This is a genomic window from Fundidesulfovibrio butyratiphilus (genome assembly GCF_054657235.1).
Map to the genome: position 1 here is coordinate 1 of NZ_BAAHXA010000001.1, position 17565 is coordinate 17565.

The window sequence follows — 17565 nt, forward strand, 5'->3', positions numbered from 1 at the left end:
GGCCAGCCCCCCCACGGGGGCTGTTGTCCAGGCCGTGCTGGACAAGGCCCTGGCCGACGCGGCCTCGCTGATCCACGGCTACGCCCGGTCCGCCGGCTACGAGGTGCCTTTCGGCTCCCCGGCTCCGGACCCCGTGCCGCAATGGCAGGCGGACATCGCATTCTACCTGCTGCACCGTGGCCGCCAGCCGTCCGATAGCTTGGTCAAGGACTACGACCGCGCCCTGGCGCAGCTGCGCGACCTGGCCGCCGGGCGAATCAAGTTGCAAGCGGCCGGCGTTTCGGCCCCGGCCGCCAGCGAAGACACGGTGGTGTTGTTTGAAGGCCCGTCCCGCATGTTTACCGACATGGGAGGGTTCTAGCGGTGGCCGGCGTGATCGAAATCACGGTTGATGACATGGCGGTCAAGGCGCTGCTCGCCAATGTGAGCCAGCGCCTAGGCGACATGTCCCAGGCCTTTGACGACATCGGCTCGGCCTTGCTCCTTCGGGTGCATCGCTCGTTTGAATTTGAGGAAGCGCCGGGCGGCGGGAAGTGGGCTCCTTTGACCTCGTTCGCCCCTCTGTCGGGGAAGCTCCTGCAACGGACACAGGCCCTGCTGAGAAGCGTAAACTACCAGGCCACTCCCACAAGCGTGAGCGTGAGCGTGGGCGGGCCGGGCATTTCGTACGCCGCCATCCACCAGTTCGGCGGGACCACAAAGGCGCACGTGATCAGGGCCAAAAACAAGAAGGCCCTGGCCTGGGCCGGCGGAAAGCATCCGGTGCGCCAGGTCAACCATCCGGGCTCGAAGATCCCGGCCCGGCCCTACCTGTTCGGGGCTGACGGCGATCTGCCGCCGGCCTGGCTGCGGGCCGTGTCCGACATCCTGGGAGATTACCTGGCGGAGGGAGCCTGATGGCCAAACGCAGCCTGCACGAAGTCGAAGACGCCATCCTGGCCGCGCTTTCGCCGCTCAAGGCGGCCTTGGGCGTGCGCCTGGTCGCGCCCTACGGCGGCGAGTTGGAGCCGGATCAGATCGCTCAGGCCATGGCCACGTTCCCCGCTCTGCTGGTGATCTACGCCGGGTCGACCACGGAAAGCCACGGCTCGCGCAGTGAGGCCAGCATGACCTGGACCATAGTCATCGGTGACAAATACCAGGGCGACCTGGTCAAGGCCCGGCGCGGCGACGCCACCACGCCGGGCGTGTACCGGCTGCTGGACGCCGTGCGCCAGGCCCTGGAGGGCAAACAACTCCTGCCCGAGCTGTTGCCGGCCGAGAGCCTGGGCGACTGGTCGCTTTTGCAGGCCGGGGGCGTGGCGGTCCATGCGGACCAATACCGCATCCCTCAACCCTACTTCAAATAGAGGAGACGCCACATGGGCGCGCAACAGTTCAAAATCATGGTGGTGCTGGGCAAGCTCCACAATCCGGGCGAGGAGGTCACTCCCCTGGCCACGGACGCCCTGCGGGTCGACGCGGACGTGGAGTGCGCCCCGGACGGCGAAAAAATCGAACGCAACATTGTGTCGCGGACCTTCAGCAAGGAGGGTTCGCGCATCGGGGCCAAGTCCCAGAAGTTCACGATCAAGCACGAGGCCTGCGGGGCCGGCCTGGACGGGACCGGCGCGCCCCTGCCGCCATATTACGACGGCCCGTTGCAGGCCTGCGGCATGGCCCGGGCCGACGGCCTGCTTTTGCTCACGCTCTCCGACCAGGTCGGGACCTGGACCGTGGGCGAGACCATTTCCGGTGGCGACCCCGTTGTCACCGGCGTGGTGCGCTTCGCCTGCGGCGATCTTTTGGTGCTTGAGGCCGGAGCCGGGGAGTTCGCGGCCGCCGACGCCCTCACCGGCGGAACCAGCGCGGCCACGGCCACGGTGGTGGAAGCGGCCAAGACCTTGGAATACACCCCGGTGACCCAGACCATCGCCCAGCAGAAGTGCATGACGTACTTTTTCCACCGCGACGGCGTGCGAAAGAGGCTGCGCGACGCGCGGGGATCGTGGAGCCTGGATTGCCCCTCGGGCCAGATCGCCAAGTTCACGTTTACCTTCCAGGCCGCCTGGCTCGACCCGGCCGACCAGCCCCTGCCCAACCCCACACTCCCGGACATCGTTCCGGCTGTCTTCACCGACGCCCACGCCACGCTCGGCGCGTTTACGCCTGCGTTTACCCAGCTCAAGCTCGATTTGGCCAACGAGGTCAACCCCCGCAAGAACGCCAACGCGGTGAGCGGCATCTCGGAATACTACATCTCCGGCCGCAACCCTACCGGGTCGCTCGACCCGGAAATGGACGATCTGTCCAACTTCAACCCCTACGCCCTGTGGTCCAGCTCGACCCCCAGCGGTTTGGTGGCCCGCATCGGCCAGACCGCCGGCAACCGCCTGATCGTGGCAGTGCCCAAGCTGCGCGTGACCAGCATCAGCGAGCGCGAGCGCAGCGGCCTGGGGGCCTACGATCTGCCCTTCGAGGCCACGCGCGACGTGGCCGGAGACGACGAATTTCGCCTCTATTTCGCCTAACCCAAATCCGAAATCAGGAGACGCACATGCCCTGCAATTTGACCGCCGATCGTCAGGTGCTGGAAATGATCGACTTGGCCGGCGAAGAGTACAAGCTCTACTACCGCCTGCCCACCAACCCCCAGAGGATGGCGTTCAGCGCCTCGCTTTACACGAAGAGTGGCAAAAAAACCGTTATAAAGAGCAACATCTTCGCCGAAGAGGCGGCCCTGGGAAAGAAGCTCGTCACTGGCTTCAGCGAAAGCTACTTCATGGACGGCGACGATTTTATCAGCTCGAACCCGTCCGAGGCGCACTACCGCGCCAACTGGAAAGACCTCTTGGCTGCGGCCCGTCCGTCGGATCTGGCCGCCGTCGCCCGCGCGGCCCTGCGCCCGTCCCAGGTCTCGGCGGGCGACGAAGACGAAATCGACCTCCTGGCCGGGGCCGAAGGCGAGGCCGACGCCGACGCCGAGGAGGCGACCGAAGAGACCGACGCCCCTTTGTCGAGCAGCTCCGAGGCCAGCTCGAACGATGCACCCCCGCAGACCGACGCGACTGTGAACGCCTAAACGGCGACTGGCTAGCCGCCGCCTGCGCTAAATGCCCAAAACGCTCCGGGGCCAAGCCGTCGCAATACCTGGGCTGGCTGCTCGCCCTGCGCCAGTACCAGCTGGGCGGCCTGGCCCTGGAGCCTGACGATCTGCCCCTGTGGATGTGGGCGGATCTCGGCATGGTCAAGGAAATGATCGACAACCACATGGCTGCCGCCCAGCGCGTCAGCCTGTTTTGAGAGGACCCTCCCCGTGGCCGGCGACAACGTCATCAAGCTCACTGTGACCGTAGATCCCACCAACGCCAATCAGGCGTTGGTGGATCTCGGTCAACAGTTAGTAAACGTCGGCGGCAAGGGCGACACCGGAGCCAAAGTCGCCACGGGCGCGCTGTTGGAGATGGCCCGGGCCGCCACCCAAGTGCGGGAGCTGCTGGCGTCTCTCGGCCAGCAGTTGCAGACCGCCGGGCAACAGGCGGCCAGCTTTGGCGGCGCGGCGGCGAGCGTCAAAGAGCTGGGCGCGGCCGCCGGCAGCGCGCGGGAGGCGATTACCGGCCTGGGGCAGCAGACCAAAACGGTCGGAGAGCAGGCCGGGGGCGTGGACAAGGCGTCGGCGAGCGTCAAGGATTTGGGACAGGCCTCAAGGCAGGCAAAGTCCGAAATGGGGGAGTTGACTTCCTCTGTTGACGTTTTGCGAGACGTGCTGGTCGCCCTGGAGCTCGCCAAAGCATTCCGTGAATTCGTATCAGCCATCCGCGACGCCATCCAGGCTGTTGACGACTACCGCGTGGCCACCATCTCCATCGCCGCGAATTTGACCGACATGAACCGGGGCACTGACGCGGAACTGCGCCAAATTTACGCCCAGAACCTGCGTTACGCCGAGGAAACCTACGCCAAAGTCGAAGCCGAAGCGGCCAAACATTTCGCCAGCGGCAGGGAGATCATAGAAGGCTGGCAAATCCTCACCAACAAGGGGATCACCCTCACCAACGATCGCGACATCGAGAACCTTGGCGTCATTATCGACAAGATCAAGTTGATGACGCAAGGGCAATCCTCCTCCCTCCAGATCGCCCAGGAACTGCGCTCGGTAATCACCGGACAGGCCCGAGCCGGCGACCAGCTCGCGATGCTGCTCAGGGACCGTCTGGGGCCTGAATGGGAAAAGCAGCTAAACGACGCCAGGGAGCAGGGCCGGACGCTCGAGTTTTTGCGCGAGCAGTTTGGCGGGCTCGCGGCCGCCCAGGAGGACGTGGGCAATACCATCAACTCCCAAATGTCCACCATGTCCACAACCATGGACCAAATCAAACGGTCCGGGTTTAAGGAAATGTGGCAGGACGTCGCCGGCACCATCACGACCATAAACCGGCTGCTCGCGGAAAACAAAAGGCTAATCGGCTCGGCCATCGCGCGCACCTATGCCGCCTTCAAGGACGCATGGCAGGCCCTGCCGCGAAATTTCTTGCAAATATTAACCCCGGGCTTTGACCAGTGGCCAGGCGGCCCCAACCTGAAAAAACGCCTTGAGCAAGAGAACGCGGCCAGGACAGAGGAGGAGGATCGCAGGCGTTTGGGCGTCGGCGATGCGCAGCCTGTTGTTACCAACAAGCCCCAAGTTTACCCCGACGGCATATCCAAAGACCGCCAGACCGCGCTGGCCAGGCTGGGCGTGGCGTCGGCGGCCTCTACAGTGGAAAAGCGCTTGGCCTCCGTGGACAAGCAGATCGTCAGCGAATGGGAGCAGACCTGGAAGGATTATAAAGGCGGTCTGCTCACTGAAAATGAGTATTGGACCTGGGTCGGTAAATCTAATTCCTTGAGGGCCAATCGCCGGCAAGAGATCCTCGACCGGGATACCCGCAAGGGGGCCTCTGCCGCCACGGCGGGCGCGCGGGCCGACATCAAGGCCTCCGGCGTCCTCCAGAAGATCGAAGACGAGATCGCCGCCTACGAACAGTCGCTGGGGGGCGACCGGCTGGGCGCGGCCATCGCCAAAATCGAGCGGGAGCACAACCAGGCGCTCACGCGCATTCAAGCGGATCTGGTGGGGGCCAAGGGCGGCGTCGAGGCGTTGCACCAGGCCGAAGCTCGTCTCGGCGACCTGAAGGCCCTCAAGATCAAGGCCGCCGAGCTGGCCGAGTACAGCCGTCAGCTCGACGACGCCGCCAAGCACGAATCTTCGCTATACCGCGACACCTACGGCGCTCAGGGTTCGCAGCTCAAGGCTGACTGGCTGCAAGGGTACAAGCAGTACCTCCAGGAGTTGCAGCAAGGTGGCTACGGGACGGATCTGGCCGATCCCCAGAAGATCGCCACCGCCGAGGAGCGCTGGCGGGCGCACGAACAATTCATGCTTGACGAAGATGTGCGTCGCCTGGGCGAAGGCGGCAAGCTGTCTGACGAGTATTGGGACGCCGAGGGCCGCCGCCTGGACGCCCATCTTGATCAGGTCAAGAAGCACGTCAGCGACGAAAATGCCTTCCAGGTGTACGCCAGCCAGCAGCGCTCCGAACTGCGCCGCAAGGAGCTGGAGGCCCGCCTCGGCTACGAAGATGACTTTCTGGGGTACCTCCGCGACTACCTCGCCCTCGAATTCAAAGCCTACCAGGACGAAACCGCTCGCAAGCGGGCCATGTGGCAGGACATGGCCAAGTCCACGGCGGACTACATCCGCCAGGTCGGCGGCGACGTGCAAACAGGCATCGCCGACACCTTGACCAACCTCTGGGAAGGCAACGCGCAGAAGGCCCGCGAAAGTTGGGCCAACATGTGGACCAACCTCGTGCGCGACACCATCCGCTACGTCACAAGCCTCGCCGCGACGCTGGCGAAAAACGCCCTGCTCATGCCCATCGTGGCCAAGGTGGTGGGCACGGATACAAGCGCACTGCAAGGCCTGACCGGCCTGTCCGCCTCGGCGGATCAGGGGCAGACGTCCGGGAGTGGTTTCTCGTTGTCGGACCTGTTCAAAAATGGCGGGTCCGCCAAGACCACTTACGACATGGTCAACACCGGGGGCACGTGGACCCTCAACACTGGCCAGGCCGAAATGTACGAGACCCTGGTGGCGGCCGGCAAGGAGCCGGCCGCAGCTTGGCAGTCGGCCATGAACCTCGGGCAGGCGTCCTCCACGTCCACTCTCTCCAACATCATGAGTGTGGCCGGTCCCGCCCTGGCCAGTGGGGGAATAGGCTATGCCGCCGGCGGATTCATCCGGCCGGACAACCCGACCGCCAGCTACGTCGGAGCCGGGACGGGCCTGCTCGCCGGCGGTGTGGCGTCTGCCACAGGGCTCGGAGCGACCATCGGCGGCGCGCTCGGCATCGGCGCGGGTTTGGCGGCCACGGGCGTAGGCGCGTTGGTGGCCATCCCGGCGGCCCTGTTGGCCGGGGCGCTCACACCCAATACCGAGACCAGCAAGTGGGTCATTCCGGCGGCCAGCAAGCAGGCGCTGATGTTTGTGGATGGCGAGTTGGTGCCATCCAGCTACGGGACTATAACGACCACGTCCCGGGAGATGTTTGGGGACAGCTCCACCCGCCACTCGACGATCTATTCGCCAGCTGACGCGACTATGGCCACTGCGGAGGCAGAGGCTTGGGAAAAGGCCACAGCTGGGCTTACCGACTTCGCCGACGCTTTAGGGCTGTCAGAGGACGCCCTGAAAGCCTCACAAAAGGGTTTTTCGTGGGACGTTACGGCCATCCCCGAAGGACACGAAGCTGAGGTCTACAGAAATTTGGCCAACGCCATGTCGCAGTATAGCCTGACCTCGCTTGGATTGCTGGATCAGGTGCAGGCCGTCGCCGCTCCCGATGAGGCCTGGATTGATACTCTAAGCCGCCTTAGTTCCGCCATGACGTCCATGGACGCTATCGCCAGGGCGACGGGGTACGATTTCGACGGACTGACGCAGGGTCTGACCAAAATCCAGGCCGCCGACTACGTGTCGCAGCTCTCCGATGCTCTGGGATCTATGGACGCGGTACAGACCGCGCTGGGGTTACTGACAAAGCACACCACCGACGACGCCGGCCTGCTCCAGGCCCGTATTGACCAGTCCACCATGCAGGTGGGTCCGGCCCTGGCTCAACTGGGCACCGATGTCGAGGGATTTTGGTCCGCCATGCAGGCGGCTACGACAAATGGCCCCCTCGACCCAGATATTTTTGCGGCTTGGTCCGAGGCCGCCACGCAGGTGGATGCCATTGACACGCTGGCGGACTCGCTCCAGCAGGTCGAGGCCCAGGCGGACCAGACGGCCACGTCCATGCGGCAATTGGGCCTGAGCCTGGAGGCTCGCGCCCTGACCGCCCACGGTCTGGACTGGCAGGCCTCGCAGGTCTCGCTCCTGGCCCAGCAGGAAGCTGAGCTGGCTCAGGCCCGCCAGGCGGGCTACGACGCCGCCACCATGGCCAGGATCGCCGAGGTGCAGGCCCTGGAGACGGCGGCCGCCATCCGCCAACACCAGGAGGAGGTCGACTCCACTCGCTCCAGTCTGCTCTCGCGCATCGCCTCCGCCACGGGCGACACCATGTACGAGATCTACGCCATGGTGGCCTCGCGGTATCAGGATTACGTCGCGCTGGAGCGCGAATATGGCGAGGAAATCGCCGCTCTGTCCAACGATGCCTACAATGCCGAAATCAATGCGAAATTGGCGGCCATGGCCGAATCCAAACGGCTGGCCGAAGAGAGCTTTCGCTACGATATACAGGCCCGCAAATTGGTCCTGGAAGGCCGCGACCACGAGGCCGGCGCGGTCAAACTGCTCGCCCAGCAGGCGCAGGAGTTTCAGTCCGCCGTGGCCTCGGGCCTGGGAGCCATCGACCTCTCCACCGTCCTGGACGTGCAACGCCAGGAGTTGACCAAATATTGGGATGATTTAGTTGACGATCTCCAAGACGCGGCCGACGCCATCCACAAGACCGTAGTAGAATTGCGGGGCGGGGATCAGTCGCCGCTGTTGCCGGACCAAAAATACGCCATCCTGCGGTCGCAATTCGACGCGGACCTGGCCAAGGGCCTGACCGGCGACCGGGACGCCATCAGCGAGGCGCAATCCCTGGCCACGTCGGTGCTGTCCGCCAAGATGGACGCCACCACCGATCCTGCGGAATACACAAAAGTTTTTAATGAGATAACGTCCGCCCTTGGCTTGCTGGCCGAGGCCCTCCTTGGCCAACAGCAGGCGGACACCATCGCCGAGGCCGAGGCCACCTATCAGCAGGCCGTGCAGCAGGCGAGTCAGGTATTTGCCGCCTCGCTGGAGGGCCAGATCACCCAGGCCCTGGCCTACACCGGGGCGGGAGCCGAGGCCGCCTACCACCTCGGCGATACAAATACCCCGGACGGCTCTCCCACGTGGGACGCCTACCTGCGCTCGCACCCTGACCAGAGGACCAACTACCTGTCGTGGTGGCAACAGTCGTACGGCATATCCGGCGATGGGCAGTACGACGCCTGGTCGATCCTGAGCGGCCTGATCTCGCGCGGCATCACTCCGGCTGGCACCGGCGACCTCTACCAGGCCGCCCTCGACGCCCTGGACAACCTCAAGTCCGTGCGGGGGTATGCCACAGGAACCATTACCAGCGGTCCGGAGCTGGCCATGATCGGCGAGGCCGGCACCGAGGCCGTCATCCCAATGCCCAGCGGCCGGGTGCCGGTGCAGCTGCTCGGCGGCTCCAACGCGGCCGTGGTGGCCGCGATCCGCTCCCTGGAAGCCGCCGTCGCGCGACTTACCGACAAGGTGGGCCAGGGCAACGCCGCGATCAGCTCCAACACACGCGACGTTGTGTCGCTGCTCCGCCGGTGCGGCGGCGATGAGGGCGTGATCACCACGCGTGTAGAGGCCGAGGCATGAGAGTCGGAGCCCCCCGCCCGGTGACACTCCTCTCCACCAACGTGCCGGAGGACGATGCGCCCCCCTATGACGAGGCCATCGAGTACGCCACGGACGCCATTGTCATGGTTTTGGCCACGCATCGCCTCTACCAGGCCCTGCGCACCACGGCCGGCGAGTATCCGCCCGACAACCTGGCTGATGACGATCCGGCCTGGTCTGATTTGAGCGCGACCAACGCCCGCGCGTGCGTGGACGAGTTCGTCGGCACACAGACTGTGCATCCCGAGCTGATCGACATAACCATCGACGCCTCGCGGTGCGACGCCCTGGCGCTTTTTGGTGTCGAGGGACGTACGCTTACGCTGGACCTGGCTGTCGGGGAGACGGTGATATTCTCGCGGACATATCAAGTGCTTCAACCGGTTTATACTGTTACAGATTATTTCTTTAGCGACGCACGATTCACCCGGAACTATTTTGTCCCCTTGCTCGTGAGGGCTCAATCCACGTTGCGCATACGCGTTAACGCAGGCGTTGATGGCACGGCAAAGTTGGGGAATATTGTTCCTGTGCTGTCCGCATCTCTTGGGGACACAGAATGGGGAGTTGAAATCGGTTTCCTTTCCTACAGCAAAAAGAACACGGACACATTCGGACGTACATCCCTGAAAAAAGGGGCGAATAGCAACACAGTCAAGTTCACGGCGGAAATTGAATCATCGATGATAAGTTATGTGAACGGAACTCTTAGTTCTCTTGACGGAATAGCCGCTCTCTACGTCGCGCATAATGAGAACGGATTCGAGCCGGAAGCGCTGATAACGTACGGATTCTTTAACGAATTCAGTATTACAATACCAGGCCCTATACTGTCGACCGTTGAATTTACAGTCATTTGTATCATATAGGAGAGTCAATGACGACCATACCAAAGACATCAACGCGTGTAGATGCTCCCAGCAGAGGCAGCGACAACTTCGAGACTGCCATGGCCGCCGCGCTGACGAATTTCGATACCCTGGCTGACGAGATCAACGCCACGGCGTCCGGCATGGACGCCTTCTCGTTGCAACTCGGCTCGCTCTCCAACCTCATCATTGAGGGCTCCGGCCCGCCGGACGCCGACGCGGGCCAGGACGGAAACTTCTACTGGGACACGGCCCCGGACACGTTCGGCGACATCTATTATCGGTCGGCCGGGGTATGGACCAAAAAAGGCCGCGTCGCCGGGGCTACGTCAATCATTCATGCCGCCGACTCCGGCGCTGCCAACGCCTACGTCATGACTCCAACCCCGACGCTAGGCTCCCTTGATCCTGCTAGACTTTACATGTTTCGTGCGGCCCACGCCAATACCGGAGCGAGCACGCTCAATGTCAATGCTCTCGGGGCCAAATATATTACGGACTCGTCCGGGGCCGCTCTCGCAGCCGGAGCTATTGTCTCCGGCCAGCTCGTGCTCGTCGGATATATGGTCGCCACGGACTCATTCATGCTGTTGAGTGGAGGGGGTTCGTCCGGCGTGACCAACGCCGGAGCCTGGACGACCTTCGAGGCCCTTCCCACGCGCACGAACGACGCCACGTTCGCGGTGGCGGACATCGCCGCGAACCAGGCGATTTTCGCGCCCGGGCGCCCGATCCGGTTTCGGCAAAACGACACCACGTCCTGGGTCTACGCCCTGGTCACGGCCTACAACGCGGGCGTGGTAACCATCGCCGGAGCGCCCTACACGTCCACTATCGGAGCCGATTCGGGGCGCGAGATGCACTCCGGCGACATGGCCCGCCTGGTACAGGAAACTGTCGCCTTTGCCGGACGCTTCGCGGCCGTGGCCACCACCCAGGCCATCCAGGATATGCTTTTGCTCCGGTACGTCTGGACGCGCGGCGCGGCGCATTGCGTGGGCTTCCGGGTGCGCCCGCTGGTGGACGATTCCGGCGCAGACCAGCCCCACGTCAACGTCTCGTGCAACGGCGCGCTGGTCGGGACGGCCAACGCGGGTGCCGGCCTGGCCGTGAGCGATGCGGCCTGGACAGCCACCACCACGGACATCTCCGCGGCCAACGCGGCGATTGGATTTGGTCAGCCGCTCGAAGTGGTTATCGACGCGGCCGGGACCAACGACGACGCGCGCGACCTCACCGTAATCGTCAACCTGGTGTTGGAGTAGATTATGGGTGTGATCGTTTCGCCTCCCAGTCAACGCGGGCGCGATCCCTACACCAAGTTGCTCCTGACCGGCGACGCCGTGGCAGACGCGTCCCTGTCGGGCCGGACCCTGACCAACAACGGCGTCACCGTGATGGACGCCACCGGAACGGACAAGCCGGCCGGTGTAGCCAAGTCGCTGTATTTCAACGGAAGCAGCGCGAAGCTGGCAATTCCGTATTCCGACGACTTCAACTTCGGATCTGGCGACTTTACCCTTGACGCATGGGTATGTCCGTACAACTCTCTGCCAAACAACTATTCAATATTACAGCAATACCTTGATAACAGCAATCGGGTTGACTTCATGATCCTTGGAGGGAATTTTCTTAGATGTCAGCATGAAGTCGGCGGGTCGCAGTATTATGCACAAGGATCTTGCGCCGCTCTGGCAGCGAATACGTGGTCGCATCTGGCATGGGTGCGATCTGACGGCGCGATGCGTATATATAAAGATGGGGTGGCCATTACGTTCAGCGCCGATACACTCGCCGGGAGTGAGCCGTTTTCAGTGTCTGATTCTGCCGTGTATCACATAGGCTACTGGACTGTTAGCTCGTATTATTTTCCGGGCCAAATCGCTAACCTGCGCATCTCCAAGGGCATCGCCCGCTGGACGCACGATTTCACGCCGCCACAACGGGCGTACTAGAGGGGGGAGCTATGGATCGTACATATCAGCATCTAATACAGATGGACGGGACGTACCTCGTGCAGGAGGTCCGCGCGGACGGCCTGACGCGCATCGTGGCTGCGGCTCACCCTACCTATCTGGCCTGGCTGGCGGCTGGGGGCGTGGCCGAGGAGGTGGCGTACGTGGTGCCGGAGCCGCTGAGCCTTCCTGACGCGCGTTCGACGCGCAAGGAAGATGTGGCTGCCCTGCGTCGGCAGAAAGTGGACGGAGGAGTCCTGTACCAGGGGGCGCTCATCGGTACGGATGACGACGATCGGGCCACCCTCCAGGGGGCCGAAAGCTATCTGGCAAAGAAGCCTGCGGGCGCGACCGTCAACTGGCGGGCCAAGGGCGGAACGACATGGATCGTCCTGGATCTGGTCGCCGTCCAGGCCCTGGGAGTCGCCGTCGGCGATTTCGTCCAGGCCTGTTTCGACGCCGAAAAGATCCACTGCTCGGCCCTGGACGCCCTGGCCTCGTCCGAAGAGGTATTGGCATATGACATTTCGACAGGCTGGCCGGAGGCCTGAGCGTGCGCATCCTCTCCATAGACGGCGGAGGCATCAGGGGCCTCATCCCAGCCCTTGTCCTGGCCTGTATCGAGCGACTGGCCGGCAAACCCATGCACCAGCTAGTCGACCTGGTCGCCGGAACAAGCACAGGTGGCATCATCGCGGCCGCTGTGGGCGCGGGCATCCCCATGGCCACGGTGGCCAGCCTCTATCTCTACCACGCCCGCTCCATCTTCGCGCGGCCCCTGGCGCACCGTATTGCCTCCCTGGGCGGTCTGGTGGACGAGCAATACCCGGCCGATGCCCTGGAGGACTGCCTCCAGGGCATCTTTGGCGACAAGCGCCTGCGTGACTGCACAATCCCCACGCTCGTCACCAGCTGGGACCTCGGGATGGGGGCAGCCGTCCTGTTCAAGTCGACCAAGGCCCAGACCGACAAGGGCCGGGACTACCTGCTGCGCTCTGTCTGCCGGGCCACCAGCGCCGCCCCCACCTATTTCGAGCCGGCGGTCGTCAAATCGGCGGATGGCGTCATGCGCACCCTGGTCGACGGCGGGGTTTGCGCCAACAACCCAGCCATGGTGGCCCTGATCGAGGCCTACAAACTCGCTCCGCACGCCGACGTGGCCCTGCTCTCGCTGGGCACGGGGGCGCAGCCCTGCGGCGTCGCGCCCAGCGAGGCCAAGAGCTGGGGCCTGATCCGCGCGGCCCGGCCGGTACTCGATCTGCTCATGGCCGGTCCCACGGACATCGTGGACTACCAGTGCCGCACCGTCCTGGCCGACCGCTATCACCGGCTGCAAGCCATTTTGCCCCGCCCCATGGCCATGGACGCCACGGACTCGGACAGCCTGGCCCTGTTGGAGGCTCAGGCCCTGCGCATCACCGAAAGCGACGATTTCGCCAAGGCCCTCGCGGTTTTGGGAGTAGTAAACGCCGACTGACCGGCGTTTACCGAGCTTCTTTGACAACGGCCGCCCCGGCGGCCTTTAGGATGGGATGGAAAGGAAGTGGAGGAGGCGGGGTGCTACCAACACCCCACCGACCCGGCGGGCAAACGCCGGACCACGGCCGTAGCCGCTCCTCCCGCCCAATCGCGCGCGGGCGGTAAACGAGGTAGCAGGCTGCGGCAAGCCATGTAAAGAAAGGGTTTTGAGTTGAAAGGACCATTATGTTGGATCGGCGGCAAGTTTCGCCTGGCGAAACAGATCGTCGCCCGGTTCCCAGAGCATGTGACATATTGCGAGGCTTTTGCTGGCGGCGCTCATGTGCTGTTCCGCAAAGAGCCCTCGAAAGTGGAAATCATCAACGACGCAAACCGCGACCTGGTCTCTCTGTTCCAGGTGTTGCAGAACCACCTGGAAGAGTTCGTGCGCCAGTTCCGCTGGTGCCTGGTCAGCCGGGGCTGGTGGGACGACTGGACCGAACAGCTCAAGGTCGGCGGCCTCACTGACATCCAGCGCGCGGCCCGGTTCTACTATGTGCAGCGGCTGGGATTCGGAGGGAAGGTGTATGGCCGGACGTTTGGCGGCGGACCGACTCAGGGGCCGCGCATCAATCTGCTGCGCCTGGAGGAGGAGCTGTCGGACGTGCATGTCCGTCTGACGCACGTTCGCATCGAGAACCTGCCCTACGGCGAGTTCATCGCGCGCCACGACCGGCCTGAGACACTTTTCTACCTTGATCCTCCCTATTGGGGCGTCGAGAACTACTATGGCAAGGGGTTGTTTGGCCGGGACGATTTTGCGCGCCTGGCGCAGCAACTTGCCGGCCTGCAGGGGAAGTTCCTTCTGTCGCTCAATGACACGCCCGGAGTGCGCGAAACGTTCGGCGCGTTTTCGATCGGCACCCTGGCCACGAAATATAGTTGCGCCAGGACCGAGGCCAAAACCGTGCGGGAGGTGCTGATCAGCAACTACTAGCCGGCCTCACGCGCGGCGTCGCGGAGCGCCTGCACCCCGTCAGGGGGCAGGCGCTTGAGCAACTCCACCACGGTCTCAAGCAGGGCCGGGGCCGGTCGCACGCCGGTGGCCCAACGTGTAACGGACACCGGGGAAACCTTCGCCCCGGTCAGGTGTGTCACAATCCGGCAGAGGTCCACATGGCGCAGGCCGAGGCTGCGCAAGTCGTCAGCGAAAGCCAGGGCCACGTAACCGCCGGCAATAAGATCGCGCACATGCCCGGCCACATCATCCGTCCGGACGATGGCCCCGTTGTAGGTGAGCGCTCTCTGGGCGCTGGCTGTCATCCAGGCGTCCAGCGTGGGTTCAGGTAAAAACGAGGATTGCCAGAGCTGGTGGGCAAGCTCCTCCAGGGAACCGGCCCGAAACCGCTTGCCGTCCAGGGTCACAAACTGCATCGGGTCCTCCTAGGCGGCCAGAACGGCCGCCCGGTTGCGGTAAAAGCGTTCAACGGCCGGGTCAACTCCCCGGTAAACGTGGTCGTCGGCAGCGCCGGCCGTGGGGATTGCGCGGTAGCGCTTCTCGGTTCCTTGCCGGGTAAGCTCGATCCGAACCCCGGCCTGGCGCAACCGGGTAACGGCGGCCCGCAGGGTGTGAGGTTGCCAACCCGTGGCGGCCTGGATCTCGGCGACCGTAGATCCGGCCTGAATCAATTCCCAAAGCAGGCGTTGCGATCCGGTCAGGCGAGCGGGCTGGATTGCCTCAAGGAGTTCCGAGGCCGAGGCTTCCACAAAGGCGTCCAAGAACCGGACCCAATTGATGGCCTTGGGGGCGTTCACCGTGCCGCTGTGCTGGCGAAATTCCACCGTGCCGTGGCGCTGGTAGCTCTGCAAGTTCACCTTGTAGTACCGGGAGCCTTGGGCGGCGACCAACCCGGAAATCGTGGTGGCCTGGCGGAAGGAAGGGGAGGCGACCAGGTCTGCAAGCGTATTGCAATAATGGTTGGAGGCTCCCCGACGGCTGGGGGGCATGAAGGCGTCTATCTCAGCCTCGAACATGGCGTAACGCAGAACGAGGTTCTTGAGGTGGTCGGAGGTGAACCCGCTGGCGTCGAAGTGGATGTGTAGGCCGCAGGTCTTGTTGATGGTGGCCCCGGCGTCGTCCAGGGCGGTTATGACCGTCCGAAGCTCTTCAATACCCGCCTCTCCCTCCAAAACCGGGCTGACCACCTCGAAACCGTCGCGGACCGAAGAATCGGACACGATCTTCCAATGGGAGCGCGCCGTGTGGTTGTAGGCTTCGCGGGTTACGGTTATCCCCACCAGGGTGAGCACCCGTTCGACCCGTTCCTGCGCAATTCCCGCGATCTCAATTTCAACCCCAAAGCGCCGTTCCATCTCGTTTTCTCCTTCCCGCGTTGCGTTGAAAAGACCTTCGCTCTGGTGCGGGGAAGAGTCAACATAAATTAACCAATGGTTAATTTATTTCGGACGAAAAACATGGGGTCTCGCGCACGCGCGTAGCAAGCCAAATGCCAACGCCGCCGGCCCCCCTGCCGGCGGCGTCAAAACTAAATGTCGCGAAATGCAAAACTAAATGTCGCGCTACAATCAGTGCCGAATCGCGCGCCGCCTTACAGTACCGTCCCGTGACAGGGTGCTTGTATGCCCGGTCTGTATGCCCAAAGAAAACGGCCACCCAGATTTTGCATCTAAGTGGCCGACATCTTTGGTGGAGGCGAAGGGATTTGAACCCTCGACCCCAGCGTTGCGAACGCTGTGCTCTCCCAGCTGAGCTACGCCCCCGAAGGAAGAGGATTTGTAGGCGTTTTACCGGTCCGGGTCAAGCGCCAAACGCCGTCTCTGGGCAATCCGTGGAAAAACGTTGCGGACATGCGCCGGCCCCGTCGATTGCGGAAAAAAGCGTGGCCCGTGCGCGGGCGAGGTCTTCGGACAGCGGGACGGCTTGGCGAAGGCACGCTCTTTTGATAGACTATTTCCCTGAGGAACAATGAAAAAACTCCATGATCATTACTTCAAAAAAGCCAAGCAGGAAAACTATCCGGCCCGGTCCGTCTACAAACTCAAGGAGATGGACAAGGCCTTCAAATTGTTTGCTCCTGGCCTCAAGGTGCTTGACCTGGGTGCCGCGCCCGGTTCCTGGACACTGTACGCCTCCCAGAAGGTCGGGCCTTCCGGCCGGGTCATCGCGCTCGATCTGAAGGCCACGGATACGGCCTTCGCTCCCAACGTCACCTTTCTCGTTGGCGACGCCCTGCAGCCGGACCCCGAGCGCATGGCCCTGATCGAAGCCACCCAACCTTTTCACCTGGTGATAAGCGATATGGCCCCGAAAACCACGGGCTCGCGCATCACGGACCAGGCCCGCTCCCTGGAACTTGTGGAGCAGGCCCTTGCCTTGGCCCGGTCTTGCCTGGTACACGGCGGCCACTTCGTCGCCAAGGTCTTTCAGGGGCCGGATGTCAAACCCTTTTTGGATGCCATGCGCCCCGACTTCGCCAAGGTAAAAACCGCGAAACCGAAAAGCTCCAGATCGGAAAGCTTCGAAATATTCATCGTCGGCCTGGGTTTCACCGGCCAAACTCGCCCAATCGGAGGATCGTAAGTGGCAGGACACAGCAAATGGAAGAACATTCAGGTACGGAAAACCGCCCAGGACGCCAAGAAGGGCAAGGTCTTCACCAAGGTCACCAAAGAGCTCATGCTGGCGGCCAAGGCGGGCGGTTCCGACGTGAACATCAACGCCCGGCTGCGTTCGGCCATCGCGGCGGCCAAGGCCGTGAACCTTCCCAAGGACAAGATCGACCAGGCCATCAAGAAGGGCTCGGGCGAACTGGGCGGAGCGGCCTTTGAAGAGATCGTCTACGAAGGCTACGGACCCTCCGGCGTGGCCATTTTGGTGGAAGCCGCCACGGACAACCGCAACCGTACCGTGGCCGAAATTCGCCACATTCTCTCCAAGGGCGGCGGATCCCTGGGCGAATCCGGCTGCGTGGCCTGGATGTTCGAAAAAAAGGGCCTGATCAATCTGCCCCGCGACAAATACGACGAGGACCAGGCCATGGAGGCCGCCCTGGAGGCCGGCGGGGAAGACGTTACCGACCAGGACGACAGCTGGGAAGTGAGTTGTCCTCCCGAGGATTTTGAAGCCGTGCGCCAGGCTTTCGAAAGCGCTGGCGTGGCCGTGGAATCGGCCGAGGTGTCCATGGTGCCCAAGACCACCGTGGACGTGGACGCCGAAACCGGCCGCAAGCTCATGCGCCTGATGGACGCCCTGGACGACAACGACGACGTGCAGAGAGTCTACGCCAACTTCGAGTTGCCCGAGGAGCTTCTGGCCGAACTGGGCTAG

Annotated in this window: 16 protein-coding genes and 1 tRNA gene; 14 read left to right on the forward strand and 3 right to left on the reverse strand. The window is 63.3% G+C overall.

Going from position 1 to position 17565, the window contains the following annotated elements; all coding sequences use genetic code 11:
* From ACYQ01_RS00005 to ACYQ01_RS00060, 12 genes are all read left to right on the forward strand, one after another.
* On the forward strand, window positions 1-361 hold a 361-nt coding region (locus tag ACYQ01_RS00005; protein WP_459931791.1), incomplete at its 5' end, for a phage protein Gp36 family protein.
* Between the two features lie 11 nt (window positions 362-372).
* Window positions 373-897 (forward strand): phage virion morphogenesis protein, encoded by a 525-nt coding sequence (locus tag ACYQ01_RS00010; RefSeq protein WP_459931792.1) that lies wholly within the window; start codon window positions 373-375, stop codon window positions 895-897.
* On the forward strand, window positions 897-1349 hold the full coding sequence (locus tag ACYQ01_RS00015) for a phage protein Gp37 (RefSeq protein WP_459931793.1): 453 nt from the start codon (window positions 897-899) through the stop codon (window positions 1347-1349). Before ACYQ01_RS00010 ends, ACYQ01_RS00015 begins: the two co-directional genes overlap by 1 nt.
* Before the next feature lie 12 nt (window positions 1350-1361).
* On the forward strand, window positions 1362-2510 hold the full coding sequence (locus ACYQ01_RS00020; protein WP_459931794.1) for a phage tail tube protein: 1149 nt from the start codon (window positions 1362-1364) through the stop codon (window positions 2508-2510).
* Between the two features lie 26 nt (window positions 2511-2536).
* Window positions 2537-3061, forward strand: coding sequence for a hypothetical protein (locus ACYQ01_RS00025; RefSeq protein ID WP_459931795.1), 525 nt, complete (start codon window positions 2537-2539; stop codon window positions 3059-3061).
* A 234-nt stretch (window positions 3062-3295) separates the two neighbouring features.
* On the forward strand, window positions 3296-8914 hold the full coding sequence (locus ACYQ01_RS00030; protein ID WP_459931796.1) for a coiled-coil domain-containing protein: 5619 nt from the start codon (window positions 3296-3298) through the stop codon (window positions 8912-8914).
* Window positions 8911-9804, forward strand: coding sequence for a hypothetical protein (locus ACYQ01_RS00035; protein ID WP_459931797.1), 894 nt, complete (start codon window positions 8911-8913; stop codon window positions 9802-9804). Before ACYQ01_RS00030 ends, ACYQ01_RS00035 begins: the two co-directional genes overlap by 4 nt.
* An 80-nt stretch (window positions 9805-9884) precedes the next feature.
* Window positions 9885-11069, forward strand: a complete 1185-nt coding sequence (locus tag ACYQ01_RS00040; RefSeq protein ID WP_459931798.1) for a hypothetical protein — start codon at window positions 9885-9887, stop codon at window positions 11067-11069.
* A 3-nt stretch (window positions 11070-11072) separates the two neighbouring features.
* Window positions 11073-11759: a LamG domain-containing protein gene (locus ACYQ01_RS00045; RefSeq protein ID WP_459931799.1), complete on the forward strand. Its 687-nt coding sequence runs from the start codon at window positions 11073-11075 to the stop codon at window positions 11757-11759.
* Window positions 11760-11770: 11 nt separating this feature from the next.
* Window positions 11771-12310 carry a DUF4376 domain-containing protein gene (locus ACYQ01_RS00050; protein WP_459931800.1) on the forward strand — a complete coding sequence of 180 codons (540 nt, stop codon included), beginning with the start codon at window positions 11771-11773 and terminating at the stop codon, window positions 12308-12310.
* Window positions 12311-12312: 2 nt separating this feature from the next.
* Window positions 12313-13236 (forward strand): patatin-like phospholipase family protein, encoded by a 924-nt coding sequence (locus ACYQ01_RS00055; RefSeq protein WP_459931801.1) that lies wholly within the window; start codon window positions 12313-12315, stop codon window positions 13234-13236.
* 213 nt (window positions 13237-13449) lie between these two features.
* The gene (locus ACYQ01_RS00060; RefSeq protein WP_459931802.1) at window positions 13450-14214 is read left to right on the forward strand and encodes a DNA adenine methylase; all 765 of its coding nucleotides are present in this window, start codon (window positions 13450-13452) and stop codon (window positions 14212-14214) included.
* Here ACYQ01_RS00060 and ACYQ01_RS00065 read toward each other — a convergent pair.
* From ACYQ01_RS00065 to ACYQ01_RS00075, 3 genes are all read right to left on the reverse strand, one after another.
* Complete coding sequence (locus ACYQ01_RS00065) at window positions 14211-14651, reverse strand: hypothetical protein (RefSeq protein ID WP_459931803.1); 441 nt, start codon at window positions 14649-14651, stop codon at window positions 14211-14213. The two genes, ACYQ01_RS00060 and ACYQ01_RS00065, sit on opposite strands and share 4 nt — an antisense overlap.
* Before the next feature lie 9 nt (window positions 14652-14660).
* Window positions 14661-15590, reverse strand: a complete 930-nt coding sequence (locus ACYQ01_RS00070) for an amidoligase family protein (protein WP_459931804.1) — start codon at window positions 15588-15590, stop codon at window positions 14661-14663.
* A gap of 332 nt (window positions 15591-15922) precedes the next feature.
* Window positions 15923-15998: transfer RNA gene (locus tag ACYQ01_RS00075), tRNA-Ala, on the reverse strand.
* Window positions 15999-16203: 205 nt separating this feature from the next.
* Between ACYQ01_RS00075 and ACYQ01_RS00080 the strand changes: the two genes are divergently transcribed.
* Both ACYQ01_RS00080 and ACYQ01_RS00085 read left to right on the forward strand, forming a co-directional pair.
* Window positions 16204-16818 (forward strand): RlmE family RNA methyltransferase, encoded by a 615-nt coding sequence (locus tag ACYQ01_RS00080; protein ID WP_459931805.1) that lies wholly within the window; start codon window positions 16204-16206, stop codon window positions 16816-16818.
* Window positions 16819-17565, forward strand: coding sequence for a YebC/PmpR family DNA-binding transcriptional regulator (locus ACYQ01_RS00085; RefSeq protein WP_459931806.1), 747 nt, complete (start codon window positions 16819-16821; stop codon window positions 17563-17565). It abuts the gene before it with no gap.